The sequence below is a fragment of the Ramlibacter rhizophilus genome (genome assembly GCF_004681965.1).
Classification (GTDB): Bacteria; Pseudomonadota; Gammaproteobacteria; order Burkholderiales; family Burkholderiaceae_C; genus Ramlibacter; species Ramlibacter rhizophilus.
On the sequence record NZ_SMLL01000001.1, the window covers coordinates 367,245 to 393,292 of the forward strand.

The 26,048-nt window shown below is 67.5% G+C and carries 25 protein-coding genes; 16 read left to right on the forward strand and 9 right to left on the reverse strand.

The features are described from left to right. Window positions 1-201 precede the first annotated feature (201 nt). Genes EZ242_RS01755 through EZ242_RS01765 form a run of 3 tightly spaced genes read left to right on the forward strand, consistent with a single transcriptional unit; the run spans window position 202 to window position 3,833 of the window. The gene (locus EZ242_RS01755; protein WP_135283382.1) at window positions 202-1,176 is read left to right on the forward strand and encodes a tripartite tricarboxylate transporter substrate-binding protein; all 975 of its coding nucleotides are present in this window, start codon (window positions 202-204) and stop codon (window positions 1,174-1,176) included. Window positions 1,177-1,185: 9 nt separating this feature from the next. Next, the gene (locus tag EZ242_RS01760; protein ID WP_135283383.1) at window positions 1,186-2,607 is read left to right on the forward strand and encodes an FAD-dependent oxidoreductase; all 1,422 of its coding nucleotides are present in this window, start codon (window positions 1,186-1,188) and stop codon (window positions 2,605-2,607) included. Beyond that, window positions 2,601-3,833 carry a pyridoxal-phosphate-dependent aminotransferase family protein gene (locus EZ242_RS01765; protein WP_135283384.1) on the forward strand — a complete coding sequence of 411 codons (1,233 nt, stop codon included), beginning with the start codon at window positions 2,601-2,603 and terminating at the stop codon, window positions 3,831-3,833. Before EZ242_RS01760 ends, EZ242_RS01765 begins: the two co-directional genes overlap by 7 nt. Window positions 3,834-3,849: 16 nt before the next feature. On the opposite strand, the gene EZ242_RS01770 is transcribed toward EZ242_RS01765, so the two are convergent. From EZ242_RS01770 to EZ242_RS01780, 3 genes are all read right to left on the reverse strand, one after another. Further along, window positions 3,850-4,743: a LysR family transcriptional regulator gene (locus EZ242_RS01770; protein ID WP_135283385.1), complete on the reverse strand. Its 894-nt coding sequence runs from the start codon at window positions 4,741-4,743 to the stop codon at window positions 3,850-3,852. 184 nt (window positions 4,744-4,927) lie between these two features. Continuing rightward, entirely contained in the window at window positions 4,928-5,509 is a 582-nt protein-coding gene (locus EZ242_RS01775; RefSeq protein WP_135283386.1) for an amino acid synthesis family protein, read from the reverse strand. A 16-nt stretch (window positions 5,510-5,525) separates the two neighbouring features. After that, the gene (locus EZ242_RS01780; protein ID WP_240786946.1) at window positions 5,526-6,227 is read right to left on the reverse strand and encodes a GntR family transcriptional regulator; all 702 of its coding nucleotides are present in this window, start codon (window positions 6,225-6,227) and stop codon (window positions 5,526-5,528) included. A 108-nt stretch (window positions 6,228-6,335) separates the two neighbouring features. Here EZ242_RS01780 and EZ242_RS01785 point away from each other — a divergent pair, with 108 nt between their 5' ends. From EZ242_RS01785 to EZ242_RS01800, 4 genes are read left to right on the forward strand one after another with little or no spacing between them, the layout of a single operon-like run. Further along, window positions 6,336-7,196: a fumarylacetoacetate hydrolase family protein gene (locus EZ242_RS01785; protein ID WP_135283388.1), complete on the forward strand. Its 861-nt coding sequence runs from the start codon at window positions 6,336-6,338 to the stop codon at window positions 7,194-7,196. Window positions 7,197-7,237: 41 nt separating this feature from the next. Beyond that, window positions 7,238-8,212 carry a Bug family tripartite tricarboxylate transporter substrate binding protein gene (locus EZ242_RS01790; protein ID WP_135283389.1) on the forward strand — a complete coding sequence of 325 codons (975 nt, stop codon included), beginning with the start codon at window positions 7,238-7,240 and terminating at the stop codon, window positions 8,210-8,212. A gap of 7 nt (window positions 8,213-8,219) precedes the next feature. Then, the gene (locus EZ242_RS01795) at window positions 8,220-9,230 is read left to right on the forward strand and encodes a zinc-dependent alcohol dehydrogenase family protein (protein ID WP_135283390.1); all 1,011 of its coding nucleotides are present in this window, start codon (window positions 8,220-8,222) and stop codon (window positions 9,228-9,230) included. Next, window positions 9,221-9,772, forward strand: coding sequence for a VOC family protein (locus EZ242_RS01800; RefSeq protein ID WP_135283391.1), 552 nt, complete (start codon window positions 9,221-9,223; stop codon window positions 9,770-9,772). The genes EZ242_RS01795 and EZ242_RS01800 overlap by 10 nt, the downstream gene beginning before the upstream one ends. Here the strand turns inward: EZ242_RS01800 and EZ242_RS01805 are convergent. The 3 genes from EZ242_RS01805 to EZ242_RS22300 all read right to left on the reverse strand — a co-directional run bounded on the left by EZ242_RS01805 (window position 9,759) and on the right by EZ242_RS22300 (window position 11,589). Next, window positions 9,759-10,367: a DNA-3-methyladenine glycosylase I gene (locus EZ242_RS01805; protein WP_135283392.1), complete on the reverse strand. Its 609-nt coding sequence runs from the start codon at window positions 10,365-10,367 to the stop codon at window positions 9,759-9,761. The two genes, EZ242_RS01800 and EZ242_RS01805, sit on opposite strands and share 14 nt — an antisense overlap. 343 nt (window positions 10,368-10,710) lie before the next feature. Then, window positions 10,711-11,145 (reverse strand): hypothetical protein, encoded by a 435-nt coding sequence (locus EZ242_RS01810; protein WP_135283393.1) that lies wholly within the window; start codon window positions 11,143-11,145, stop codon window positions 10,711-10,713. Window positions 11,146-11,334: 189 nt separating this feature from the next. Further along, window positions 11,335-11,589 (reverse strand): hypothetical protein, encoded by a 255-nt coding sequence (locus tag EZ242_RS22300; RefSeq protein WP_240786947.1) that lies wholly within the window; start codon window positions 11,587-11,589, stop codon window positions 11,335-11,337. Between EZ242_RS22300 and EZ242_RS22615 the strand changes: the two genes are divergently transcribed. The 3 genes from EZ242_RS22615 to EZ242_RS01825 all read left to right on the forward strand — a co-directional run bounded on the left by EZ242_RS22615 (window position 11,470) and on the right by EZ242_RS01825 (window position 13,635). Continuing rightward, window positions 11,470-11,730 (forward strand): energy transducer TonB, encoded by a 261-nt coding sequence (locus EZ242_RS22615; protein WP_420821225.1) that lies wholly within the window; start codon window positions 11,470-11,472, stop codon window positions 11,728-11,730. The genes EZ242_RS22300 and EZ242_RS22615 overlap by 120 nt on opposite strands. Before the next feature lie 126 nt (window positions 11,731-11,856). Next, the gene (locus EZ242_RS01820) at window positions 11,857-12,702 is read left to right on the forward strand and encodes a helix-turn-helix domain-containing protein (protein ID WP_135283395.1); all 846 of its coding nucleotides are present in this window, start codon (window positions 11,857-11,859) and stop codon (window positions 12,700-12,702) included. 21 nt (window positions 12,703-12,723) lie between these two features. After that, window positions 12,724-13,635, forward strand: coding sequence for an SDR family NAD(P)-dependent oxidoreductase (locus EZ242_RS01825; protein WP_240786948.1), 912 nt, complete (start codon window positions 12,724-12,726; stop codon window positions 13,633-13,635). A 220-nt stretch (window positions 13,636-13,855) separates the two neighbouring features. Here EZ242_RS01825 and EZ242_RS01830 read toward each other — a convergent pair whose 3' ends face one another. Continuing rightward, complete coding sequence (locus EZ242_RS01830) at window positions 13,856-14,113, reverse strand: hypothetical protein (RefSeq protein WP_135283396.1); 258 nt, start codon at window positions 14,111-14,113, stop codon at window positions 13,856-13,858. 193 nt (window positions 14,114-14,306) lie between these two features. Here EZ242_RS01830 and EZ242_RS01835 point away from each other — a divergent pair, with 193 nt between their 5' ends. Further along, window positions 14,307-15,518 (forward strand): FAD-dependent monooxygenase, encoded by a 1,212-nt coding sequence (locus EZ242_RS01835; RefSeq protein WP_135283397.1) that lies wholly within the window; start codon window positions 14,307-14,309, stop codon window positions 15,516-15,518. 5 nt (window positions 15,519-15,523) lie between these two features. Next, window positions 15,524-16,141, forward strand: coding sequence for an NADPH-dependent F420 reductase (locus EZ242_RS01840; protein WP_135283398.1), 618 nt, complete (start codon window positions 15,524-15,526; stop codon window positions 16,139-16,141). Window positions 16,142-16,256: 115 nt separating this feature from the next. On the opposite strand, the gene EZ242_RS01845 is transcribed toward EZ242_RS01840, so the two are convergent. Further along, a complete protein-coding gene (locus tag EZ242_RS01845; protein ID WP_135283399.1) occupies window positions 16,257-17,387 on the reverse strand; it encodes a low temperature requirement protein A in 1,131 nt (376 codons plus the stop codon). Between the two features lie 318 nt (window positions 17,388-17,705). On the opposite strand from EZ242_RS01845, the gene EZ242_RS01850 reads away from it, so the two are divergent. Genes EZ242_RS01850 through EZ242_RS01860 form a run of 3 tightly spaced genes read left to right on the forward strand, consistent with a single transcriptional unit; the run spans window position 17,706 to window position 21,585 of the window. Further along, window positions 17,706-18,281: a (2Fe-2S)-binding protein gene (locus EZ242_RS01850; protein ID WP_205960577.1), complete on the forward strand. Its 576-nt coding sequence runs from the start codon at window positions 17,706-17,708 to the stop codon at window positions 18,279-18,281. Continuing rightward, window positions 18,278-19,300 carry an FAD binding domain-containing protein gene (locus EZ242_RS01855; RefSeq protein ID WP_135283401.1) on the forward strand — a complete coding sequence of 341 codons (1,023 nt, stop codon included), beginning with the start codon at window positions 18,278-18,280 and terminating at the stop codon, window positions 19,298-19,300. The genes EZ242_RS01850 and EZ242_RS01855 overlap by 4 nt, the downstream gene beginning before the upstream one ends. Next, complete coding sequence (locus EZ242_RS01860; protein WP_135283402.1) at window positions 19,297-21,585, forward strand: xanthine dehydrogenase family protein molybdopterin-binding subunit; 2,289 nt, start codon at window positions 19,297-19,299, stop codon at window positions 21,583-21,585. The genes EZ242_RS01855 and EZ242_RS01860 overlap by 4 nt, the downstream gene beginning before the upstream one ends. A 577-nt stretch (window positions 21,586-22,162) precedes the next feature. Here EZ242_RS01860 and EZ242_RS01865 read toward each other — a convergent pair. Then, window positions 22,163-24,841 carry an excinuclease ABC subunit UvrA gene (locus EZ242_RS01865; protein WP_135283403.1) on the reverse strand — a complete coding sequence of 893 codons (2,679 nt, stop codon included), beginning with the start codon at window positions 24,839-24,841 and terminating at the stop codon, window positions 22,163-22,165. A gap of 330 nt (window positions 24,842-25,171) precedes the next feature. Here EZ242_RS01865 and EZ242_RS01870 point away from each other — a divergent pair, with 330 nt between their 5' ends. Next, window positions 25,172-25,918, forward strand: coding sequence for a class I SAM-dependent methyltransferase (locus EZ242_RS01870; RefSeq protein ID WP_167784606.1), 747 nt, complete (start codon window positions 25,172-25,174; stop codon window positions 25,916-25,918). The last annotated feature ends 130 nt before the right edge of the window (window positions 25,919-26,048 follow it).

The following is a 26,048-nucleotide window of genomic DNA, read 5'->3' on the forward strand; positions in this document are numbered from 1 at the left end:
CGCACCTGCACCGTTCGCCCTTAGTCCGGCGATCACGGGCTTGCAGGGTGGCCGGCGCGCGACGGCGCGGCTTGCTTGGCAGGTATGGGACATAACCTCGGGTTAACGCATCACCAACTCTTTTCATTTGACGTGCCGGGTGGGGGTTCGCACCATCGGCGACAGAGGTTGCCCGCGACCCGATCGAAGAAGGAGACACCGATGCTGCCCATCCCGCCCCACACCCTCACCCGGCGCACCTTGCTGGCGGCCCTGGCCGCTGCCGCCGCGCCCACCTTCGCACAGGGCCAGGCCTTCCCCACGGGTCCGGTCAAGCTGATCCTTCCGCAGCCGCCGGGCGGCGCCGCGGGTCGCCTGGCCCGCATGATCGGCGACAGGTTGGAGGCGCACTGGAAGCAAGCCGTCGTGGTGGAACACAAGCCAGGCGGCGGCGTGGTCATCGGCACCCAGGCCGTGTCGCGCTCCGCGCCGGACGGGCACACGATCGGCCTCCTGGGGAGCTCGCTCACCATCAACGCGGTGCAGCGCAACGACCTTCCTTATCAGGTAAAGGACCTGCAGGCGCTGGCCCGGGTCGGCTACTACACGGTCGGCCTGGTGGCGGCGGCGAATTTTCCCGCCGACGATATCAAGGGCCTGGTCGCGTTGGCGAAGAAGCAGCCGCCCGACAGCATCTCGTTCGGCTCGAACGGCATCGGTACCTCCGCCCAGCTCGCCGGAGAAATGCTGAACCACATGGCGGGCATCCAGCTGCAGCACGTGCCCTACAACGGGGCGGCCAAGATGTACACGGACATCATGGGCGGTGTCCTGCCGATCGGGTTTTCCGTGGTGAGTTCGGCCGAACAGTTCGTCAAGTCCGGGCAGATGAAGGTACTCGGGGTCACCAGCTCCCAACGCAGCCCGCTCTATCCCCAGTGGCCTGCCATTGCCGAAACGCTGCCGGGGTTCGAGGCAGTGAACTGGGCCGGCTTCTTCGGCCCGGCCGGCATCCCCGCGCCGATCGTCCGGCAACTCGGGACCGACCTGCTTGCCGTGCTGGGCACCCCGGAGATGGTCAAGGCTCTCGCCGCCATGGGCATCGAGCACGCGCCGCAAGGACCGGCGGAGTTCACCGACTTCGCACACGGCGAGCTGAAGCGATTCGCGGCCATCACCCGGCCCCTGCAGAAGTAAGGAATCTTCGTGAGTACGAGTTACCAGCTGTCCCGCAGCATCCCGTCCGATCCACCGTACGACCTCGTTGTCGCGGGCGGCGGCCCCGCCGGAACCGCCGCGGCCGTTTGCGCGGCGCGCCTGGGGCTCAAGGTCCTGCTGGCCGAAGCCACCGGCTGCCTGGGCGGCATGGGAACCAGCGGGCTCGTCGCGTCGTTCGGGCCGGTGTCCGACGGCGAACGCATGCTCGTGGGCGGCTTCATGAAGGAGCTGCTGGCGACGATGTGGGAGCAGAAGGCCTTCGCACCGCAGGTCACGCCGGACTACCTGAACCGGCAGCTCAATCGCTGGGTGCCGTTCAGTCCCGAGCACCTCAAGCGGATCCTCGACGCGTTCGCGATGGAAGCCGGTGTGGAGGTGCGTTTCTTCACCCGCGTGGTGGAAGCCGACGTCGACGGCAAGCGCATCGACGGCGTCGTTCTGGCCAACGTGGAGGGCCTGCGGCATGTGCCCGCCCGCGCTTTCATCGACGCCACGGGCGACGCGGCGCTGGCCGCCCTCGCGGGCGCGGAGTGCAAGGTGGTGCTGCGCGACACCGACACGGTGGCACCCAGCACGCTCTGCTCACTCCTGGCCGGGATGGACTGGACGCACCCCGACTACCAAGGCCAGGGCATGGACGCGGTGAAGGCGCGCGTGCGAAACGAGCTCGTGCCCAAGGCCATCGAGGACGGCTTCTTCACGCAGGAGGACCGCTTCTTTCCGGGGATGAACCGGGTCGGACCGCACGGTGCGACGCTGAACGCGGGCCATGTCTTCAACCTCAACCCGCTGTCGGTGCGCAGCCTGTCGGACGGAATGATGTTCGGCCGCAAGCTTGCGCTGGAGTACACCGAGTTCTACCGCCAGTACGTCCCCGGCTGCGAGCAGCTGGAGCTTCTGACCACGGCACCGGTGATGGGCGTGCGCGACTCTCGCCGCATCGTCGGCGAGTTCGAGCTGAAGATCGAGGACTTCCTCGCGCGCCGGCAGTTTGCGGACCAGGTGGCCGTCTACAACCGGCCGACGGACGTTCATCCCAGCGACACCAGCAAAAAGGAGTACGAGCGGTTCCTCAAGGACTTCCACGGCAAGGACAACCTCGGCCGCGGCGAGTGCGTGGGCATCCCCTACGGCATCCTCGTGCCGCGGGGTGCGCAGAACCTGTGGGTGGCGGGCCGGTGCCATTCCAGCGACACCAAGGTGCATGGCTCCATCCGGGCGCAGTCGGCGGCCTACATGATGGGGCAGGCCGTGGGCACGGCAGCCGCGCAGTCCCTGGCGACCGGACAGCCGGCGAACGACCTGGACACGCGCCAGCTGGTCGAAACCTTGCGCGAGCAGGGCGCCTACCTGCCGCAGGCCGAACTCGCCCGCGAAATGACCCGGGCGGAAGCGACATCGACGTGCTGACCCTCGACTTCCACCCCAGCGGCCGCCACTTCCTGCAGATCCCCGGGCCATCGCCGGTGCCCGACCGGATCCTGCGGGCCATCAGCCTGCCCACCATCGACCACCGTGGCCCGGAGTTCGGCGCCCTCGGCAAGCGGGTGCTGGCCGGCATGCAGCAGGTGTTCCAGACCGAGCATCCGGTGGTGATCTACCCGGCCTCGGGGACCGGCGCCTGGGAAGCGGCGCTCGTGAACACGCTGAGCCGCGGCGATCGGGTGCTGATGTACGAGACCGGGCACTTCGCCTCGCTGTGGCACAAGCTCGCGACTCGACTCGGCCTGGAAGCCGAATTGCTCGCACTGCCGGGCGGCGAGGGCTGGCGCAAGGGCGTGCAGGCGACGCTGATCGAAGAGCGGCTGAAGGCGGACACCGGCCACGCGATCAAGGCGGTCTGCGTGGTGCACAACGAAACCTCCACGGGCGCCACCAGCGACATTGAGGCGGTACGCCGCGCACTCGATGCTGCCCGGCACCCGGCCCTGTTGCTGGTCGACACCATCTCGGGGCTCGCGGCGGCCGACTACCGGCACGATGCCTGGGGTGTCGACGTGAGCATCTCGGGTTCACAGAAGGGGCTGATGCTGCCCCCGGGCATCAGCTTCAACGCACTGTCGCCGCGGGCGCTGCAAGCCAGCAGGGTGGCGCAGCTTCCCAGGTCCTTCTGGGCCTGGGACGAGATGCTCGAACTCAACGCTTCGGGCTACTTCCCGTACACACCCACGACCAACCTGCTGTACGGCCTGGCCGAAGCCTGCGACATGCTGCTCGACCGGCGCACCGGGGGCCTGGAGGGCGTGTTTGCCCGCCACCGCCGCTGGGCCGAGGGCGTGCGGGCGGCTGTCGAGGCGTGGGGCCTGGAGCTGCAGTGCACGGAAGCGGCGAGCCAGTCGCCGGTGCTGACCGGCGTGGTCACCCCGCCAGGCGTCGACGCGGACCAGGTTCGCCATCTGATCCACCAGCGCTTCGACCTGTCGCTCGGCACGGGGCTGGGGAGGCTCAAGGGGCGCATGTTCCGCATCGGCCACCTGGGCGACTGCAACGACCTGACGCTGATGGCGGCGCTCTGCGGGTGCGAGATGGGCCTGAAGCTCGCGGGCGTGCGGCTGGCGGGGTCGGGCGTGATCGCGGCGATGGCGCATTTTGCGGCGCACCCGCAGCCCGGCGCGCTACCGTGTTCCGGCACGTAGCGCCGGACCGCGCCGCTCAGTCGCGCATCGCCTGCTTCCACACCGTGTCGAAGGTCTCGCAGAAGGCCTCCTGCAGCTGCGACGGCGGCCGGTAGCGATTGCGCACGACGGCCACCGGCAGCCGCTCGCGGGTGCGGAACGGCCGGATCGCGAGCTGCTGGAACGTCGGTCCGGCCACGGCGGCGCGGTCCACGACCGCAATGCCACCGCCGGCCTGTGCCTGCCAGCACGCCGACGTGGCCGATCGCACATGGAAATGCACCTGCAGCGCCGCCGCCGCCTTGCCGTAGGCGCGCTGCAGCGCCTGCCCATACGGCGTGTCCGGGGGTGAGCCGATCACGCGCTCCCCGAGCAGATCGCGCGGGGAGACGCTGCGCCTGGCGGCGAGTGGGTGCTCCGGGGGGACGACACAGGAGAAGCCGCACTGGTAGCTTCGCACCTGCACAAGGTTAGGGTGCTCGTTGGGAAGCAGCGCGACGCCCACTTCGGCCGAATGGTCCAGGAGTGCGTCCACCATGATGGGCGCGATCAGGATCTCCATGCGGCTTTGCAGGCCCGGGTAGCGCTCGGCAAGCAGGGCCAGCGTGCGCGGCACCAGGTACGCGGCGAGGCTCGCCGAGACGGCGACGCTGAGCGTTCCGCTGCGTGGCGAGGCAAGGCTGCGCGAGACGTCGCGCACGCGCTCCACGCCCCGCCACAGGGCCTCGATCTCCGTGCGCAGTGCCTGAGCCTCGGGCGTGGGAACCAGCCGCCCCTTGATGCGCGAGAACAGCGCGAATCCGAGCTGTCGCTGCGCCTGGGCCAAGACCTTGCTGATGGCGGGCTGCGACACGTGCAGCAGCTCGGCGGCGCCACCCACCCCGCCGGTGAGCATGACGGCGCGGAACACTTCCATCTGCCGCAGGTTCATGGGCGGCCACGCTCCCGCATGGCGACCGGCCGCATCGACCCGCCCGGCCCCATGGCAGCAGACCCGTCGGGCCGCGTCGCCCGAACACCGCCCGTCATCCGTGAGCCGGCGCGCATCCTGGTCGTGCTCGCCGTCGGGCCTGGGGCCATGTCACGCCGATTGCGCAGGTGCTGCCCCCGCGTTCCTAGAACGAGGGCCCCTGACCGGCTTCGACCTGCTCGCGCGTGACGCCCTGCAAGCGCGCATGGATGCGGGCGCCCGTTCCCATCGCGAGCGCGAACACCAGCTCGCGCGGCCGCGGCGCGTCGTGGATGCACAGCGCCGTCGTGTTGTAGTGGCTGCGCACCCACGGTGAATTCACGTAGACGAGCGGGATCTGCAGCTGCGACCCCAGCGCGGCCACCATCTTTCCGGCGCTCACGAAGCCCTTGGCGCCCAGCACCTCCTTGATGCCCGCGCCGCCGGGCGCGTGCCAGGCGGCTGCGTGCTCGAGTTCGCCGTCGGTGCCCACCATGGAGCCCTTGCCGAACACCTGGATGTCGGACTTGTCCGTCCCCAGGTTCGCCAGCAGCTGCTGCGCCAGGTCCATTGCCAGCGGCTTGAGCGAGTTCATGAACGGCATCAGGTCGGATTCGAAGCGCCCCGCGAAGGGGTTCTCCATCACCACCGCCGCAACGCCGAGGCGCAAGGGCTGGGCGGCGGGCTTGCCCCCGTCGTGGTGGATGATCTCCTGGCAGAAGAAGGACTTGCGGATCCGGTGCTCCATTGCGTGTTTTCCTCGGTCACTGAATCCATTCGGGCGGCCCGCCGTCCAGCACGGCACCCACCAGGTCGCCGGTGCGCGCGATGTGCCGGCGCAGCAGCTCCACGGCTTTTTCCGTGTCGCGCGCGAGGGCCGCGGCCATGAGCTTCTGGTGCTCGTCATGCTTGCGGCGTGGCGCCTGCCGGTACTTGGCCGTCCAGCGGCGGTAGTGTTCGGCGCGGTCGAACAGTACGTCGACCAGGTCGCGCAGGATCTCGGAGGTGCACGCCGCGTACAGGCTCAGGTGGAAGGCGCGGTGCCGCGCGGACCAGTCGTCGTCCAGGGCGCGGGGGCCGTCGCCGAGCCGTCGCTCCACCAGCGCCAGCGAATGCGCGGCCGCAACCACTCCCGCTTCCCAGCTGTCGTCACCGTGCGCGATCGAGTCGCTCAGCGCCTCGCATTCGACCAGCAGGCGCACGCGCACCAGGTCGGCCACGCCGTCGGACGTGAGCCGCGCGACGCGAAAGCCGCGGTTTTCGAGGGTGCTGACGATCCCCTGCTCGGCCAGCCGGTTCAACGCCTCGCGCACCGGGCTGCTGCTGACCCCGAGGCGGCGCGTGAGCTCCTCCACCCGCAGGCGGGTGCCGGGCTCGAAGTCGCAGCGCACGATGGCCTTGCGCAGCTCGCGATAGACGTGCTCGGAAACCGGCTCGGGAGACGCTGGAAGGGCAGGGGCTTTCACGTTCCGCGGATTGTGCCGCATCCACGAACTGCGGCACCCGGGTTTGTGCCTATTTGGCGTTTTGTGCATAAAACGTACCGTCATCGCTCAAACCCACGAGAGAGGCACATGAAGCTTGTTTCCTACCTACACGACGGCCGCGAGGGCTGGGGCGCGGTCCAGGGTGATCGCATCACTGCGCTGGCAGAGCGCACCGGCTGCGCCGACCTGGCGAGCTTCCTGGGAAGTGCCGAGTTCGGCCGGCGCGACCAGCTCGTCGCCGACGCCCGGGACCAGCTGGCGCTGGCCGACGTGCAACTGCTGCCGGTCATCCCGCGCCCGGAAAAGATCGTCTGCGCGGTGCGCAACTACATGGACCACCACCAGGAGGTGCTGGCGGCCGGGATGCAGCGAGAGCTCTCCGCGGAGCCGCCGATCTTCCTGCGCGTGTGGCGCTCGCAGGTGGCGCACGGACAGGCCATCATCCGGCCGCGGGTGTCCGAATCCCTGGACTGGGAGGGCGAACTCGCCGTGGTCATCGGCAAGGCCGGGCGCGACATTCCGGAGGACCGTGCCTACGAGCACGTCGCGGGCTACTCCATCTACAACGACGCGAGCGTGCGCGAGTGGCAGTTCCACGCCAAGCAGATCGCCTCGGGCAAGAATTTCGAGGGCACCGGCGCCTTCGGCCCCTGGCTCGTCACAGCCGACGAGATCGAGCCCGGACAGCCGCTGAAGCTGGCCACGCGTCTGAATGGCGAGGTGGTGCAGGACAGCCACACGGGGCACATGATCTTCTCCACCGCCCGGCTGATCGCCTACGCCTCGACCATCTTCACGCTGGTGCCCGGGGACGTGATCGTCACCGGCACGCCCGCGGGCGTGGGCTGGAGCCGCAAGCCACCGCGCTTCATGAAGCCGGGCGATGTGGTCGAGGTCGAGATCGAGCGGATTGGCATCCTGCGCAATCCCATCGAGGCGCAGGGCTGAGAAGCTGAGCCCCGGCAATTCACAACAGAAGGAGACAAGACATGGATCGACGTGACTTCATGGCGGGCGGCTTCGGCGCGCTCCTGGCCGGTGCCCTGCCGGCTGCATTCGCCCAGTCCTGGCCCGACCGCCCGATCCGGGCCGTGCAGGGCTTTCCTGCCGGCGGCAACGCCGACACCATCGCCCGCCTCGTCGGCACGGAGATGTCCAAGGCGCTCGGGCAGCCGTTCGTCGTGGAGGCGGTGACCGGGGCGGGCGGAACGCTCGGCTCGGCGGCTGTCGCGCGCGCGGCGCCGGACGGCAACACGATCCTGCTCGCCACCGGAGGCCACGTGGTGGCTGGTGCGCTGTACGACAAGCTGCCCTACGACACCATCGCCAGCTTCGATCCGGTCTCCACCATCACCTTCTTTCCCTTCCTGCTCGCCGTGCCGGCGGACTCGAAGTTTCGCAACCTGGGTGACGTGTTGTCGGCCGCGCGCGGCGCGCCGGGCACCATCGGCTACGGGACCGCTGGCGTGGGCTCGACGCACCACCTCGTGGGCGAGCTGCTGGCAAAGATGGCCGGCGTGCGGATGATGCACGTGCCTTTCCGCGGCGATGCCGCCTCCATCCCGGCGCTTCTGGGCAATAACATCCCGCTCGTCATCGCGCCGCCGACGGCCGTCCTGGGCCATGCGAAAGCGGGGAAGGTTCGAGTGCTGGCCGTGACCGGGCCGGAGCGCTGGGGCGCCATGCCGGACGTGCCCACCGTCGCCGAGCAAGGTGTCGCGGGTTACGACGTGCGTTCCTGGGCCGGCTGGATGGTGCCTGCCGGAACGCCCCCGGCCGTCATTGCGCGGCTGAATGCCGAAACGCTCAAGGCCTTGCAGGTGCCCGCCGTCAAGAGCCGACTGGAAGACATGGGCGGCGAAGCGCGCGGAAGCACGCCGCAGGAGATGCGCGCCATGATGGTCGCCGAGCTCCAGAAGTGGAAGCAGGTGGTGGCCGACGCGGGCATCCCGCGCATGGGTTGAACGCACGATGCAGGCCGTCCTGCTGGACGAGCCGGGGGGGCCCGAAGTCCTCCGGCTGCGTGAGTTGCCGCTGCCGCAGCCTGGCCCAGGCCAGGTGCGGATCAAGGCCATGGCCATCGGCGTCGGTCGGCCCGACGCCCTGATCCGCACCGGGCGCTACAAATGGATGCCGCCGCTGCCGGCCATACCGGGAAACGAAATGGCTGGCGTGGTCGATGCGCTCGGCGATGGCGTGAGCGGGGTGCGCCTGGGTGAGCGGGTGCTGCTCAGCGCCCGCGAGCTGCCGCAGCGCGGTGGCTGCTATGCGCAGTACGCCTGCGCGCCGGCAGCGGCCTTGTACGCATTGCCGGATTCCATCGGCTTCGACGACGCAGTGAGCCTGCCCAACTTCCAGCTCGCACAGGCCCTGCTGTTCCACTGCGGCGGGCCCCAGCGGGCCCGGTCCGTGCTGCTCACCGGAGCCGCCGGCGGCGTCGCCAGCGCGATGACGCAGTTGGCGACGGCCTGCGGCATGCGCGTGATCGCCACCGCGAGCACGCAGGCCAAGCGCGAGTTCGCCATCGCCAATGGGGCGCGGCACGCACTGGACCCGTCGTCGGGCGACCTGGCCGACCGGGTGCTTGCGGCCACCGAGGGGCACGGGGTCGACCTGGCCATCGACCCGATCGGTGCGGCGCTCTTCATGCAGTGCCTGGACTGTCTCGCGCCGCTGGGCACCGCCGTCTCCTACAACATCGTCGGCGGCCCTCCCGCCGGCGATGTGTTCGCGCGCCTGCGCCACCACCTCGGCAAGAGCCTCGGCGTGCGCGTCTTCTCCATGCACACCTTCGACGCCGACCCTGTCCTGCGCCGGGCCTTGATGACCGCAAGCATCGAGGCCATGGCGGCAGGCCGCGTGCAGGCGCCTTCCAGCACCGTGCTGCCGCTGGAGCAGGCCAGCGAGGCTCACCGCCTCCTGGACGCACCGGACACGCTCGGCAAGATCATCCTCCATCCACACGGCATGCCATGCAACTGACCTGTACTCCCCAGCTTTCGCACTTTGGCGTCTATGTGCGGGACATCGATGCGATGACCCGCTTCTACACGGAGGTCTTCGGCCTGCGGGTGACGGACCAGGGCGAAGGCCGCAACTTCAAGGTGAAGCTGCATTTCCTGAGTGGAACACCCGACCAGCATCACCAGCTCGTGCTGGCGAGTGGACGCCCGGCCGACGTCCCCAGCACCGTGATGCAGCTGTCCTTCAAGGTGACCGAGATCGATCACCTGCGCCAGGTGCGCGCGCGCGCGCTGGATGCAGGCGCCACGCAGATGCGCGGCATGAACCATGGGAACGCCCTGTCCATCTACTTCGCGGACATCGAGGGCAACACCGTCGAGGTCTACCTGGATACGCCCTGGTACGTGCCGCAGCCGCATGGATACCCGCTCGATCTGGAGAAGACCGACGAGGCGCTGTGGGCCGAGACGGAAGCGAGGTGCCGGGCCGACCCGGGATTCCGCCCCGTGGCCGACTGGGCACGCGATTTCGAACGGAGCCGGCCGATCAAGGGCGCTTGAACCGCTTGCGCGCCTCCTCCACCTGCGCTCTGGCCACGCACCCGTCAGCGTGGTCGTTCACCAGCCCCATCGCCTGGATCAGGGCATGCATCGTGGTCGGCCCGACGAACTTCCAGCCACGCCTCTTCAAGTCCTTGGACAGGTCAAGGGACGCCCGGGAGACCGACACGGAGCGATGCGCGTCGAGTTCATGCGCAGCGGGCTCGAAGCGCCAAAAGTACGCGGCCAGCGTGCCCGTCTCCTGGACCATGTCGCATGCACGCCGCGCGTTGTTGATCACCGCTTCGATCTTGCCGCGGTGGCGCACGATGCCTGCATCGGCAAGCAGGCGCGCGACGTCCGCTTCATCGAAGCGCGCGACGGCGCGGAAGTCAAAGCGCCTGAACGCTTCGCGGAAGTGCTCTCGCTTGTCGAGGATCGTCCGCCAGCTCAGTCCCGACTGGAACCCTTCGAGGCTCACCTTCTCGAACAGGCGAGCATCGTCCGCCACGGGAAAACCCCATTCGTGGTCGTGATAGGCGAGGTAGTCGGGTGACGCGCCGGCACACCAGCCGCAGCGAGGAAGTCCGTCAGGACCCGGGACCGTGATGCTCATGCCGGGATGATGCCGCAACCCCGGGACATGCTGCCCGGCGTCCGCCTTGGGGCCAGAAGCAGCCGTCTGCCCCGCGCGCGGCGGGCGCCACTGGCGCCGCCTCGGCGGATCCGCGACTTGCCAACGCAGCGCTGGCGCCGCGCTGCCGCCGTAGCGCCGCCTGCAGCTGTCGCGCCGCCCGTCCACCGTTCGTCGATGCCGCGACCCCGTTCGCGTCGGGCCCGGAGGATGCCCTCGAGCTCCTCGCGGCTACAGGCCGCAGCGGCTTGGTGCAAAACGCCCGGTGAATCGTCGTCCCAAGCGTCCAAGGGGTCATGCATCGGGTTTGCTTCGTGCTTCGGGCTCATCGGAGCGTCAGGTCATCGATCTTCTTCGAGTCGATGTGCCGCGTGAAGCTGGTGAGTGCGGAGTTCACCGCCGGATGCCTGAACAGTTCGAGCGACGCTACTTCCCCGAGCGCCTTGAAGCTGTTGAAGATCGCCACGTCGCCCTCGTATCTTCGTGCGTGCCGCGCTTGCTGGAGGCAATCCTGCGTCAGGAGCCGGTTGAGCAAGACAGCTGTTTTTCTGTTCGCTTCCTCCAATGCCTCCGTGCCAACGCGTGTGCTGGTGGAAAGTGCGGGGTGGACCGACGAGACAGCGAACATCCAGCGCACAAGATCATTTCGATCGTTTGACGAAGTCGACCTGACAAGGCACTTGGCAAGATCGTCCGAGTAGGCGCCCGCGTGCGTGGCAGCGCTGAAGAGAACGAGTGCGAGAGGCAGTAACTTTTTCATCCATGCTCCAATCCACGGATCACTGCGATTCCGTGATGAAGAGAGCATCACCTCAGACTAGATTCCAGAACAGTGTGGAAAACCGAAGCGGCCCGGCCAGTACGGCAAGGGATGCCTGATTGACGGCTGCTTCCGGCCATGAGCAGTCATCGAGTTTCGGAGTGCCTGCCTATACTCAGCGATTTTTTGCTACATCAGCGCATGAAGAATGTCGTGCAAACGCCTCTGCCTCAATGCGTCGGGATGGGCATTGCCGTGACGATGCTCGCTGCGTGCCTCCTGGTTGGACCGGCGGGCGCCACGGACCTTGCGCAACCCGCCAAGATGCTCCTCGCCCCGGCTCCTGAATACCCAGCTGCCGCTCGACGCCGCGAACAGGAGGGCACAGTTCATGTGCGCATTCGTGTTCTCGCGAGCGGTCAGCCAAGCGAGGTCCACGTGCAAAGGAGCTCCGGCATCGCCGAGTTGGACCGGTCGGCAGTTGCGGCTGCGGAGGGTTCGAGCTTCCGCCCGGCGCTGAGCGCCACAGCCGACCCGATGGACTCCTGGGTGCTCGTGCCTTACAAGTTCATACTGCAGGACTAACCAGGGCCGTCGCCGTCCGAGTAGGTCTGCTTTCGGCCAGAAGCAGCCATCCTGCCTGGACACGGTTGCTCGCTTGGGCCGTGCGTCTCCTTCCACGGGAGCGAGCGCCTTGCTATCCTCCCCGCGATGCACCATGAGCGGCTCTTCCTGCGACTCGACGGCGACCCGCTGTACGCGCCGGAGACGACGGTACCGGCCGGCACCATGCGCGAGCTTGCAGTACCGGCGGCGCTGCGCGGGCTGGTGGCGCATCTGATCGCCTACGACGAGCGCCTGCCCGCCGGAGCAGTGGTCAGCGAACGCGTCGTGCCTGATGGCGCACTGCGCCTCATCCTTGATTTCAGCTCCGGCGGGGCGCAGCTTGTCGGCCCGAGTGCACGCCCCGTTTTGTTGTCCATGACCGGACACATGTCGGGCCTGTCCGTCACGCTGCAGCCTGGCGCGGCGCTGATGCTTTTCGGCATACCGGCCCACGAACTCGCCGAGAAGGCGGTCGCCTGGGACGATTTGGTACGTGCGGGCCATCGCGGCCTGTACGGCCTCGTGCAGGAATGGAGCGGAGACAACGAGCGCGCGCGCGTCCTGTGCGCGGCCTTGCAGGGCATGGCTAGCGATACCGACGGCGAGGAGCGCCGCAAAGCCATGGGCGCGGCGGCCTGGCTTCGTTCGGGCGGTCATGCACGGTCGGTGCGCGCCGTGGCCGCCGCGGTCGGCATCAGTGAGCGCCGCCTGCAGCAGATCTTCCGCTCCCAGCTCGGCCTGTCGCCGGCCGCTTGGCGCCGGCTCATGCGGGTGCACGAATGCCTGAGGCTGCTGCGCCTGCAAGGTCCGAAGCGATGGACCGACATTGCCCTGGAGACCGGGTTCTACGACCAGTCGCACCTGGTCAACGAGTTTCGCGCGCTCTGCGGGCTGACCCCTGGCCAGTTCTTGCACCGTTTCGTTTCGGGTTTCTCCAAGACACCTGTCTAGAGCGCGGCCACCATCGGGCACATGCATTCGAAAAAGGAGCAAGGCATGGCCGCATTGAGGAACTGCGTGGCCCTGGTCACTGGCGCGAGTCGCGGGGCCGGGCGCGGAGTCGCCATCGAGCTGGGCGCAGCCGGCGCCACGGTCTACGTTACCGGACGCAGCACGCGCGGCGCGCCGGCGCAAAGCTATGGCGAGATCGTGAGCCTCTCGGGGATGAAGCAGGTGCCAGGTAGCATCGACGAGACGGCTGAAGAGGTGACGCGTGCCGGCGGTCACGGCATCGCAGTCCGGTGCGACCACACCAGCGAGGAGCAGGTGCTGGCCCTGTTCCGGCAGGTTGAACGAGAGCAGGGCCGCCTGGACCTTCTGGTCAATAACGCGTGGGGCGGGCACGAGAAATTCGACGGCATCTTCCAAGCGCCCTTCTGGCAGCGGCCGATGGAACTCTGGGATGCGATGTTCGACCGTGGGGTGCGCAATCACCTGCTGGCCAGCCGCCTGGCGGCTCCCATCTTGGTGCGCCAGCGGAAGGGACTCATCGTCACCACCACCTTCTGGGACCGCGATCGCTATCTCGCTGGCAATCTGTTCTATGACCTGGCGAAAGCCTCCATGACGAGGCTCGCCTTCGGCATGGCGCAGGAACTCAAGCCGCACAACGTGGCCTCGGTGGCCGTGTCGCCGGGTTGGATGCGCACCGAGTTCGTCCTCGCAGGCCACCACACCGATGAGGCGAGCTGGCGAGAGCGTCCCGAATTGGCGGGTACCGAATCGACCCGTTACGTAGGCCGTGCCATCGCCGCGCTGGCGGCCGATTCGCGGGTCCTCGAAAAGACAGGCCGCGTCCTTCGCGTGGGGGATTTGGCCGTGGAGTATGGCTTCACGGACATCGACGGCCGCACGGTCCCGCCCTTCGAGCTCGATGGCTCATGAGGCGGCGAACTGCAGCGCCTGAATTGCGCGAGTCACAGACGGTGGCCGAGTAGGCGACCCTTGTTCCAGGCAGAGCGTCGTTTGCAACCACCAAGGCTCATCATTCCTGCCGCAGAGCAGGGCACCGCCCGCAACATGAACACAGTGGCAAAGTTGGCGGAACTGGCGGCGTGCCTCTAGCCCGTGTGCGAGGACCCGCAGGGCGACCCGAAAGATCCTTTCAGGAACCTGGGTGTTGGGCTGAAGTCTTTCCGGCTTGCAGCGTGACGGCTGCTTCCGGCCAGGGGCATCCGCCCAGGAAGAGGGTACGTTGAACATGGTCGGACGTCGGTGCGACTGCGAAGGTGTTGACGCGTTCTGCGTCCGACCGCCCGTCGACTGGGGCCGCGCTTGCAAGCAGGAACACGACCGGTTCGTCCGCGTCGATCTCCCGCATCTGAATGGGAGAGGCGGGGGCCTTGGAGTCGTTCCAGTTCATGACAGGACGACGATCGTCCAGAAAACGGAACTCTGTGTCTGTCCAGAGCCGGTTTCTCGGTGCGTGCGCGACTCCTAGAATGGCTTTTGGGCGGCCGGTCAAGGCCGACCCCGCGCAGGTGTTCGGCGATGAGTCGCTGGACAGCCCCCGCCGGCGAGATTGCCGGACTGCATGAATCAGTGAAGGAGCCCGAATGCTAGGCAAGTCGACAAGGGTTGGCATTATTGGTGGAGGCTTAGGTGGGCTCTCCGCGGCGATTGCACTGAAGAAGATCGCGGGGATCCAAGCCACCGTGTTCGAGCAATCACACAAGCACGATGAGGTGGGCGCGGGGGTCACCATTGCACCCAATGCCTCTCGTGTCCTCGACAAGTTGGGGCTGCTCGAGCCGATGCAGCGCGCGGGAGCGATTCCGGATGGAAGCGGCGTCTATCTGGACGCCATGGGCAACCTGGTCACCGAGGCAGCCTGGGAAGACACAGCGAAGCAGTACCAGAACATTGGCATGTACAGGCCCGACATGATCGACATCCTGGTGCAAGCGGTGGATCCGGAGGCGATCCGGCTCCACCATCGCGCAAAGTCGATCGAAATGCTGGATGCAGGTGTCCGCGTCCACTTCGAGAACGGCAAGCAGGAAGACTTCGATGCCGTCATAGGCGCCGATGGGATCCGCTCGGTGGTGCGCAAGGCCGTCGGGCAACCCACCCAGTTCGCCTACTCCGGATTCATGGCATACCGGGGTGTGATCGATGCGTCCGACCTCCCCAGGGACTGGAACAGGATCAGCCAGACGTGGATGGGTAATGACCGGCACCTGATGACCTATCCATTGCAGCAACACAAGCTGTACAACTATGTCGCTTGCGTGCCCAGTGACAGACCGCTGAAGGGACCTTGGTCCGGGCCTGCAGACGTGGACGAAATCAAAACTGAATTCAGCCGTCAAGCCTGGGATCCCAGAGTCCATCGGTTCATCTCGGCGATCAAGGAGACCTTCTGGTGGGGTCTGTTCGACATCGAGCCCCTCACCAATTGGTCGCGAGGGCCCATCGCCCTGCTGGGCGACGCGGCGCACACCATGGTTCCGCACCAGGGCCAAGGGGTGAACCAGGCGTTCGAGGACTGCATCACGCTGGCCTTCTTCCTCAAGCAGGCCAACAGTGTCCGTGACATCCCGGAAGCCTTCAGGCGCTACACCGCCGTTCGCATGCAGCGTGCGACGATCCTGCAGGTGGGTTCGCGCAGGGCCGGCGCAATGTTCGATTCGCAATTGCAATTCACCAACACCAAGAAGCGCGACCTCGACATCGCTTCAGGACGCGACTTCCGCAGAGCGGCAGTTTTCGACTACGACGCGCTCAAGGTGGCTGAGAACGCACTCGAACGATTCAAGAGGCTTTGATCCATATGACATCGATCAGCATCATTGGCAGCGGCAAGATGGGTTTGGCCATTGCGAACATCGCAGCGCTCGCGGGAGCGGATATTCAAATAGTCAATCGCAGCGCCAAGCCCACCAAGGATCACCCCGATGCCAGGTATGCGGCTCTCGGCGACGATCTGACCGGGGATCTTGTCGTCCTCGCAGTCCCGTATGGCGCCTACCCAAACATATTGAAGCACTATCGGGACAGGCTCGGCGGCAAGGTTGTCATCGACATTGCCAACACCATCGATTTCACCACGTACGAGCAACCAGAGGCTCTGGTGGGCACCTCCACCGCTCTTGAACTTGCGAAGCAGCTTCCTGGGGACGTCGCCGTCCTGAAGGCGTTCAACGCGAATCTCGCGGACACGCTCATTGCCCGCACGAATGGCACGACGGCGACCACAGTCTTGTTCGCCGGAGACGACGCCGAGGGGAAGATTGCACTCGCGGATATGCTCAGAGCGGCGGGACTTCGCGCAGTCGATGTCGGCCCTCTTCAGCGCTCGAGGCAACTGGAGGCAATCGGGTTTCTGCAGATGGTGCTGGCATCATCGGGGAAAACGCGCTTTGAATCGGGCTTCACTCTTCTGCCCTGACGCCAACTCAACTGGTCGTACGTTGCTGTTCCGGCCACTTTGGGCAGTCCTGTATCGGCGAAGGTAGGCGTTTGTCCTGGCCACAGCATGCTGGAGGTGCTGCGCTTGGAGCGGCTCATGTCGGCACTTCCTCGCCGCCCACCAGGTGGCGGTAGCGCAGGTTGAGCAGCACATAGCAGATCATCGTGGCCGTCATCCCCACCAGAATGGCCTCGGGTTCGAGCGGCAACATCAGCACGAGTGTTGTCAGGGCGAAAACGGCGGCGGTATTGGTCACGAGGTACGTCCGCAGCTCCGGGACCTCCATGTAGTAGCCGTACTGCTTGCCCAGGAAGAACAGCACTGTGCCGATGGCGGCCAGTTGACGGAAGTCGTCCCGGTCGAGGTCGCCCAGGATCGCATGCCGGATCAGCGAGGCGAGGATCGCCAGGCCGATCAACACGAAAAAGTGCGAGTAGAGGATCGAATGCCCGGTGGTGAGCTTGCGCTGTTCCAGCAGGTGGAAGCTGTCGAAGTAGATCCACCAGATGGCCGACACCATGACGAATCCGCTGACGGCGGCGACGACGTTGGACGGGCCCCAGGTGATGCCCGCCAATGCCGCGGTGATGCTGATCACGGATTCGCCCAGCATGATGATGGTCAGCAGGCCGATCCTCTCGATCAGGTGCGGCGTGTGCGCCGGCACGACCTGCAACCGCTGGTTCAGCAGCACCAGGGCCGCCATGTCGAACACGATCCCCCCATAGAAGACCAGGTAGCTCCAAGGCGGCTCCAGAAGGACGGATGAAAGGCTGATCGCGGCGCCAACGGCGAAGACAGCGCTCACCGTCGTCGTGATGCCCCCCCGGTCGTGGTGCTTGCGCTTGGAAACGAGATACATGAGGGCGATGATCAGCCGCGCCCCGCAGTAGCACGCCACGGTCAGCGCGTCGTGGTCCTGCGCGCCGGTCGAGATCTGCGCCGAGATCACGATCAGCAGGAACATGATCAGCAGGGTCGACAGGCGGTGCTGGCGGCTGTCGGTGTCGAAGCGATTGGCGTAGATCGTGTGGCCCGCCCAGATCCACCACAGCGGCAGGAACACGAGCACGAAGTGCAGGAACTGCTCCGCCCCGACGTGGCCGTCGTGCGCGTCGTTCAGGATCTCGCCGGCGCGGCTCACGGCGACGACGAAAATCAGGTCAAAGAACTTCTCCAGCCAGGTTGCTTGCCTGTGCCGATCGAAATATCTCAGGTCCTTCACGGGCCGATCGTAGCCTCTGAAGGTTGGTCGTGCGCTTGTCGGGCCTTCCCATGCCCTTGACCATCCTGCGGGGCCCAAGTTCGCCGCAAGCGCTTACCAAGAAAAACAAGCTTGCCATGCTCGTCGGATCGAGCGGCCTGCCTGGATCAGCCCGCGCTGGGCAGCAGACCTCTACGCATGCCCGAGCGCGGTGGGATCCAGCACACCGGGCGCTGCGCAGGCCGCACCTTCCATGCCGGCACCAGAGGCGCCGTCCGACACGCCTGTCTTGTGCCGGCTTGCAGAATGCTCCCCCGCTCTGCTTTCCGGAGGCTGCCCATGCCGCCACCTGCCCCGCCTTCCCGCCACGCCATCCGGCTGCGCGTCAACGGTACGCCGCACGAGCTCGAAGTCGAGAGCTGGACTGCGCTACTGGACCTCTTGCGCGACCACCTCGACCTCACGGGCACCAAGAAAGGCTGCGACCACGGACAGTGTGGCGCCTGCACAGTACTCGTCGACGGCGTACGCGTGCTTTCCTGCCTGAGCCTCGCCGTCATGCACGACGGCCGCGAGGTGACCACGGTGGAGGGCCTCGCCCACGGCGACCAGCTGCATCCGCTGCAGGAGGCCTTCATGCAGCACGATGCCTTCCAGTGCGGCTACTGCACGCCGGGGCAACTGTGCTCGGCCGTCGGATTGGCGAGCGAGGGACACGCGAAGTCGCTGGATGACGTTCGGGAGCTGATGTCGGGCAATCTGTGCCGCTGCGGCGCCTATGCGCAGATCGCCCAGGCGGTGGCGCAGGTGGTGCTCGGACCCGGACCGCACGCCAGCGAGGTGGCGCGCAGCGCCTGGATCGCGGGGACGACGGTGAATGCACGCGGCGCCCGGGCAGGGGAGGAGCCGGCATGAACCCGTTCACGTTTGTCACGGTAGAAGACGTTCCCGGGGCGCTCTGGCTGGCCGGCGAGGGTACAAGCTTCATCGCCGGTGGCACCAATCTCATCGACCTGATGAAGGTGAGCGTGCTGCGGCCTGCGCGGCTGCTCGACATCAACCGGCTCGGGCTCGACGCGATCGAGCCCACGTCCGACGGTGGCGTTCGGCTGGGCGCGCTGGCCCGCAACGCGGCCACGGCCTGGCACCCGCTGGTGCGCGAGCGGTACCCCCTGCTGGCCACGGCCATCCTGGCCGGCGCCACCGCGCAGATCCGCAACATGGCCACCAACGGTGGCAACCTGCTGCAACGCACGCGCTGCTGCTACTTCTACGACATTGCCACACCCTGCAACAAGCGCCAGCCGGGTTCCGGCTGTTCGGCAATGGGGAGCCTCGCGCGGCAGCATGCCATCCTGGGTGCCAGCGCGCATTGCGTGGCCACCCATCCCTCCGACATGTGCGTGGCGCTCGCCGCGCTGGAAGCGACGGTGCAGGTTGTGTCCCCGCGCGGCGAACGCACGATCCCGTTCGCCGATTTCCACCGCCTGCCCGGTGACCGCCCGGACCTCGACACCACGCTGGCGCATGACGAGCTGATCGTCGCGCTCACGCTGCCGCCGGCGGACGGATTCCGGGCCCACAGCGTCTACCTCAAGCTGCGCGAGCGGCTGTCCTATGCCTTCGCGCTGGTTTCGGTGGCGGCGGCACTGGACCTGGACGGCGGCATCATCCGCGCCGCGCGGCTGGCCCTCGGCGGCGTGGCCCACAAGCCCTGGCGCGATCCGGCCGCCGAAGCGCTGCTGGTCGGCCAGCCGGCGAAGGAAGCATCGTTCGCGCGCGCCGCCGACGCACTGCTGCAGGGTGCCGTGCCGCAGGGCGCGGGCGAGGGCAGCAACGCGTTCAAGATCCCGCTGGCGCGGCGGGCCATCGTCCGCGCGTTGGCGCTCGCCACTGCCGGCACGGTCACCCAGCACGCGGAGGATGCACCATGAGCGCCGGCCCCGCGACGCCGCTGCAGCCGGTGGCCGCCGATGGGGCCGGCTTCGTCGCCTTGGGCGATCCCGTCCCGCGCATCGACGGGCGTGCGAAAGTGACCGGGCAGGCTCGCTATGCCGCCGAGATCACCGTGGACGGCCTCGTGCATGGCGTCGTGGTCAATGCCGCCATTCCCCGCGGACGCATCCTGGCCGTGCACGATGCGCAGGCGCGGGCGGTGCGCGGTGTGCTGGATGTGCTGTGGCACGGCCAGCCCAGCGAGGCGCCGCAGCTCGCGCACTATTTCGGGTCAGGCGAGGATTTCTCCACCGTGCCGGTCAAGCCGCTGGTGAGCGACAGGGTGCACTATGCCGGCCAGCCGGTGGCGTTGGTGCTGGCGCAGAGTTGGGAAGCGGCGCGCTACGCGGCCGGTTTGGTGCGCATCGACTACGAGCGGCAGCCACACGCGACCGACCTGCTGCGGCGCCGCGCCGATGGCCGCGCCCCCTACGAGCTCGACGAAGACACGGCGCCGCCCACGCCGCGCGGCGACGCCGACGCGGCTTTCGCCATCGCGCCCGTGAAGACGGACGCCGAATTCCACCAGGCCGTCGAGCACCACAACCCGATGGAACTGCACGCCAGCACGGTGATCTTCGAGGGCGATGGCAGGCTCACCATCCACGACAAGAACCAGGGCGGCTACGCGACCCGCAAGCGGCTGGCGAAGGTGTTCGGCTTGCCGGAGAGCCAGCTGACGCTGCTGAACACGTTCGTGGGCGGCGCCTTCGGTTCCGGTCTGCGGCCGCAGTACAACCTGCTGCTGGCGATCGTCGGCGCGTTGCACCTGCGGCGGGCGGTGCGGGTGGTGCTGACGCGCCAGCAGATGTTCACCTTCGGGCATCGGCCGGAGATCTGGCAGCGGGTGCGACTGGGCGCAGCGCGCGACGGCACGCTCCAGGCGCTGATCCACGAGGCGGTAGGCGAAACCTCGCGCGTGAGCGACTTCACCGAGATGGTCACGCGATGGTCGGGCACGCTTTATCGCTGCGAGAACCTGCGCGGCGACTATCGCGTGCTGCCGCTGGATCTGCCGACGCCGCTGGACATGCGGGCACCGGGGGCGGCCAGCGGCCTGTTCGCGCTGGAGGTCGCCATGGACGAACTGGCGCAGGCGCTGGGAATGGACCCGCTGGCGCTGCGCCTGCACAACCACGCCGAGCGTTCGCCATCCGGCGACAAGCCGTATTCCAGCAAGAAGCTACGCGAGTGCTACCTGCTCGCGGCGGAGCGCTTCGGCTGGTCGCGGCGCCCCCCGCAGCCGCGCAGCATGCGCGAGGGCCACGAACTGATTGGCTGGGGCATGGCCAGCGGGCAATGGATCGCCGAGCAGCAGGAAGCGCAGGCGCGGGTGGTGTGGCATGCCGATGGCTGTGTTGACGTGGAAACGGCGGCCAGCGACATCGGCACCGGCACCAGCACGGTGCTGGCGCAGCTTGCGGCGGCCGCGCTGGGTATGCGGCTGGACGACGTGCGCGTGCACATCGCCGACACGCGCCTGCCCCAGGCGCCGACGGAAGGCGGGTCTTCGCACGTGGCCAGCGTCGGCTCGGCGGTGGATGGTGCCTGCGAGAAGCTGCGCAAGAAGGTCTGGCAGCTCGCGCGAGCGATGGCCGGGTCACCGCTGGCCGGCAGCGAGTTCGCGGACGTGGAGTTCATCGGCGGCAGCGTGCGGCTGCGCAATTCGACGGGCGATGGGCTGGGCCTGCACCAGGTGCTGGCGGGCGCAGGCGTCGGCACGCTGGAGGCGCACTTCCACCTGGAGCCGGACGAGGACGAGCAGGGCCGCTACCAGCGCGCCGCCCATTCGGCGGTGTTCTGCGAGGTGCGGGTGGACGAGGCCATGGGCACCGTGCGCGTCACGCGGGTGGTGAGCGCGGTGGCTTGCGGCCGGATCATCAACGAGCTCACGGCCCGCAGCCAGGTCCTGGGCGGCATCGTCTGGGGCATCGGACAGGCGCTGCATGAGGGTACCTTGATCGATCACGGGCTCGGCCGCTTCATGACCGTGGACCTGGCCAATTACCACGTGCCGGTGAACGCGGATGTCCATTCGCTGGAGGTCATCTTCGTGCCGGAAGACGATCGCATCGTCAGCCGCCTGGGCGCCAAAGGCGTGGGCGAGATCGGCGGGCTGGGAGTCGCGGCCGCGATCTCCAATGCGATCTGGCATGCCACCGGGCGCAGGACCCGGGTGCTGCCGATGACGCCGGAGAAGGTCATGTCGCCGGTAACGGCCTGAAGCCCGTCTGCGGCCAGGCGAGAGCCGGCAATCTCGTCGGGGGCACAGGCGGAGCTGCGGTCGTGAACGCCGCTGACCGCCGCCTGCTGCCTGCTTGTGCTTGCACGTCGAACGTGGAAACGGCAGGTGCGGAGTTGCCCCAGGACTGGCGCACAAAGGTCGTCAAAGCGGCCATGAGCCATGGGCTGCGCAGGCCTGACGGCTACGTCCGCGAACGTTCGGGGCCGGCGAAGCCGTTGAACGCTCGCGCGGCGGATGCGAACCGCTCGACCTCCGTGGCGACGACCCGGGCGCCGCGCGCAGGAGGGAGGGTGACGCGTGGGGCTCCGCGGCGCCCGTCAGCCACCGCCGCAGCTTCTCGGCGCTGCTCAACGGCGAGGTCGACCGGGTTTCGCTGGAGCACGAGATGATCATGGAGAGCGGCGAGCCACCAAGCGTGCCGAACCCTGGCTGCCGGCAGCGCCTGCGTAGTGGCGGATCTGCTGCAGGGCCAGCGACGATTCCAGGTGCCCTCCGCAGCCGTGGACAGGTGAGGACCGGCGCTTCCAGCGACCGCCCGACGCTGCTGCGCTCGCGCTCAGACGCGCTGGGCCCATGCCTCCCTCAGGTACGGCGCAGTGCGACTGAGCTTGTTCGCCACGACCGTCTCGACGGTGCCACTCGCGACGATGCGGCCTCCCTCGGCGCCCGCCCCAGGTCCGAGGTCGATGATCCAGTCGCTTTGCGCCATCACGCGGACATCGTGTTCGACCAGCACCACGGTGTTGCGTGCATCGACCAAGGCATGAAGTTGCCGCATGAGGCGGTCCACGTCGGCCGGATGCAGGCCGGTTGTCGGCTCGTCCAGGACGTACAGCGTCGAGCCGCGCTGGGAACGCTGCAGTTCGGTGCCCAGCTTGATGCGCTGGGCTTCGCCGCCCGAGAGCTCGGTCGCAGGCTGTCCCAGGCGCAGGTAGCCCAGCCCGATGTCTTCGAGTACCGACAGGCTTCGCGCAATCGACGGCTGGTCTGCAAAGAACGCCCTGGCAGCCTCGACCGTCAAGCCGAGCACGTCGGCGATCGACTTGCCGTTCCACAGGATGCTCAGCGTGGCCTCGTTGTACCGGGCGCCATGGCACTTCGGGCAGGGTGCATAGACGCTGGGCATGAACAGCATCTCCACGCTCACGAAGCCCTCGCCCTCGCAGGTGTCGCAGCGGCCCTTGGCGACGTTGAACGAGAAGCGGCCCGCGTCGTACCTGCGTGCCCTGGCCGCGCGTGTCGATGCGAACAGCTTGCGCACGTCGTCGAACAATCCCGTGTAGGTCGCAAGGTTCGAGCGGGGCGTGCGGCCGATCGGCTTCTGGTCGACCACGACGAGGCGTCGGATGGCGTCCTGGCCGCCCGCCAGACGACCCGCTGCCCGCATGGACGAAACCGGACCTTCGCCCTCGCCATCGCCCTGGTCCTCACGCGCCACTTCCTGGCCGAGATGGGCCGACACCAGGTCGACCAGGGCATGGCTCACCAGGCTCGACTTTCCCGACCCGGACACGCCCGTCACCGTCGTCAAGGCACCGATGGGGAAGGCGGCGTCGACGCCGTGGAGGTTGTTGTGCCGGATCCCCTCCAGCCGGAGGTAGTCCCGGGCCACGCGGGCCTGCGCGCGCGCGTCGCGCGCGACAGGCGCCGTGCCGAACAGGTAGCGCGCCGTGTGGGAAGCGGTCACGTCCTGCAGGCCTTCCGGCGGGCCGCTGTAGAGGATGCGGCCGCCTTTTTCGCCGGCGTCGGGGCCGACGTCCACCAGCCAGTCCGCGCGCCGGATCAAATGCAGGTCGTGCTCGACGACGAACAACGTGTTCCCGGCCTGCTTCAGGGCGTCGAAGGCTGCGTAGAGCGACTCGGCATCGGCGGGGTGGAGGCCTGCGGACGGCTCGTCCAGCACGTACACCACGCCGAACAGGTTCGACCTGATCTGGGTGGCCAGGCGCAGGCGCTGAAGCTCGCCCGGCGACAAGGTCGGCGTACTGCGGTCGAGGGACAGATACCCGAGTCCGAGGCCGACCAATGTCTCGACGCGCTGCGAGACCGCCGATGCGATGCGCTGCGCCGCGATGCGTTTTTCTTCGGAGAGGTTGGGCGTGCGCCGGACGTCAGGCGACGCGTCATGGGCGGCACCTCCTGCCGTGAGGCGGCGTGCGCGCTCGGCGGCGGCCGAGGCCTTCATGGCAGCGGCGTCGATGGGTGCAGGAAGCCGCTCTTCGTCCATCCGCGCATCCACCGCCGGCCGCAGGATCTCGACAAGCCGCTGCAAGGGCAGGGCGGACATCTCGGCCAGGTCCATGCCGGCAAACTTCACGGACAGGGATTCGCGCTTGAGCCGCTTGCCCTTGCACTGCGGGCACAGGCTCGGGCGCATGAAGCGCGAGACGCGCCTTTTCATCTGTGCGCTTTGCGTGGTCGCGAACGTGTGCAGGACGTACTTTCGAGCGCCCATGAAAGTGCCCTGGTAGCTCGGCTCGATCCCGCTGGCAAGCGCTTGCCGCGTCTCCTCGGGGCTGAAGCCTGCATAGACCGGCACCGTGGGTTGTTCTTCCGTGTACAGGATCCAGTCGCGCGTCTTCCGGGGCAGCTTGTGCCACGGCTTGTCGATGTCGTGCCCCAGAGAAACGAGGATGTCGCGCAGGTTCTGGCCATGCCACGCCGGCGGCCATGCAGCCACCGCGCGATCGCGGATCGTGAGCGTCGGGTCGGGCACCATGGTTTCTTCGGTCACCTCGAAGACGTGGCCCAGGCCGTGGCAGCCGGGACAAGCGCCTTGCGGGCTGTTCGGCGAGAAGTCTTCCGCGAACAGCATCGGCTGCCCGGGCGGGTAGCTGCCGGCGCGCGAGTACAGCATGCGCAGCAGGCTGGAAAGCGTGGTCACGCTGCCCACCGACGACCTCGCATTGGGGCTTCCGCGCTGCTGCTGCAAGGCGATGGCTGGCGGCAGCCCGTCGATGCTGTCCACTGCGGGCACGCCGACCTGGTCCATCAGGCGACGCGCGTACGGCGCCACCGATTCCAGGTACCGCCGTTGCGCTTCGGCGTAGAGGGTGCCGAACGCCAGCGATGACTTGCCCGACCCCGACACGCCGCTGAAGACGACCAGGGCGTCGCGAGGCACGTCGAGATCGACGTTCTTCAGGTTGTGCTCGCGGGCTCCGCGAACCAGGACGAATCCAGCGGACTTCCTGTCGTTCTGCTTCTTGTCGTTCTGCTTCTTGTCGTTGCGCATCGGCTGATCGCTCCTCATGATGCGGCTGAACCGGTCGCACGAGCCTAGCGGAAAGCCGATGCCGCATTGATAGGAACTGCGCCTTCCGTTTCGAGGACGACAGGAGCAGTGCCCGCAAATTCCACGCCGTGCTGGAGACGGCGCACCTGAGCGAAGCGCAGGTTCTCCCGCCAAAGTTGAGATTCAAGCGCGACAACTAGCCTGACACAGAGGGACTTCGAAGACAAGCGATAGGGGAAGAGATGCGTTTTGCCACGTCTTGAGCGGAAAGCGACGCCTGCTTCGGGTCGGAAGCGGACTTGCTGACCCTCAGCTGCTCTAATGGCGTCCATGGACCTCGCATCCCAGTACGAGCAGCAGTACCGCTGGAGGTCGTGGCAGCAGGCTTACGGGCCGCTCCCGTCGCTTGCGGGCACGCGCGTGCTCGATCTGGGGTGCGCCATCGGCGAGCAGTCGCGCGACCTGGCCGCGCGAGGCGCGCAGGTTGTAGGGATAGACGGCAACGAGGAACTGCTTGCGCGCGCCCGTTCGCGCGGCGTCCCAGGTGCGACGTTCACGCGGGGGGACATTCGCGATCCGCAGGTTCAAGCTCCGTTCGATGGTATCTGGGCGAGCTTCGTCGCCGCGTACTTTCCAGATCTGCCGGCGGTGCTCTCCAAGTGGCGAGAGCTGCTGCGCCCGGGTGGCTGGATCGCACTGACCGAGGTGTCGGGCATGTTCGACCACCAGCCGCTTTCATCCGGCGCCTGCGACTTCCTGAAGAAGTACGCGCACGACAGCCGCCAAGCCGGCCGCTACGACTTCGACATGGGCGGCAAGCTTGCCGACCATCTCGTGACCTGCGGATTCCAAGTGCGCAAGGTCGACATCCTCCCCGACCGCGAACTCTCGTTCTCGGGGCCCGCCGATCCGGACGTCCTGGTGGCGTGGGAGGCGAGGCTGGATCGCATGCGGCTGATGCGGGAGCGAGCGCTCGATGCGGGTTTGCAGATCAAGGCGGAGCTGCTGGATTGCCTCTCCGCCCGAGGTCACACCACCGAGTGCCGTGTCCACTTCTGCCTTGCTCGGCGCGAGTAGAGACGGCGACCCTGCTTTCGGCCAGAAGCGGACAAGCGTTGAAACGTGATGTCTATCAGCCGGATGAGAGCGCATCACATGGGCTTGTCAGTTCCGCCCCGCGGCGAGCTTTCGCATTCCGGCCATGGCC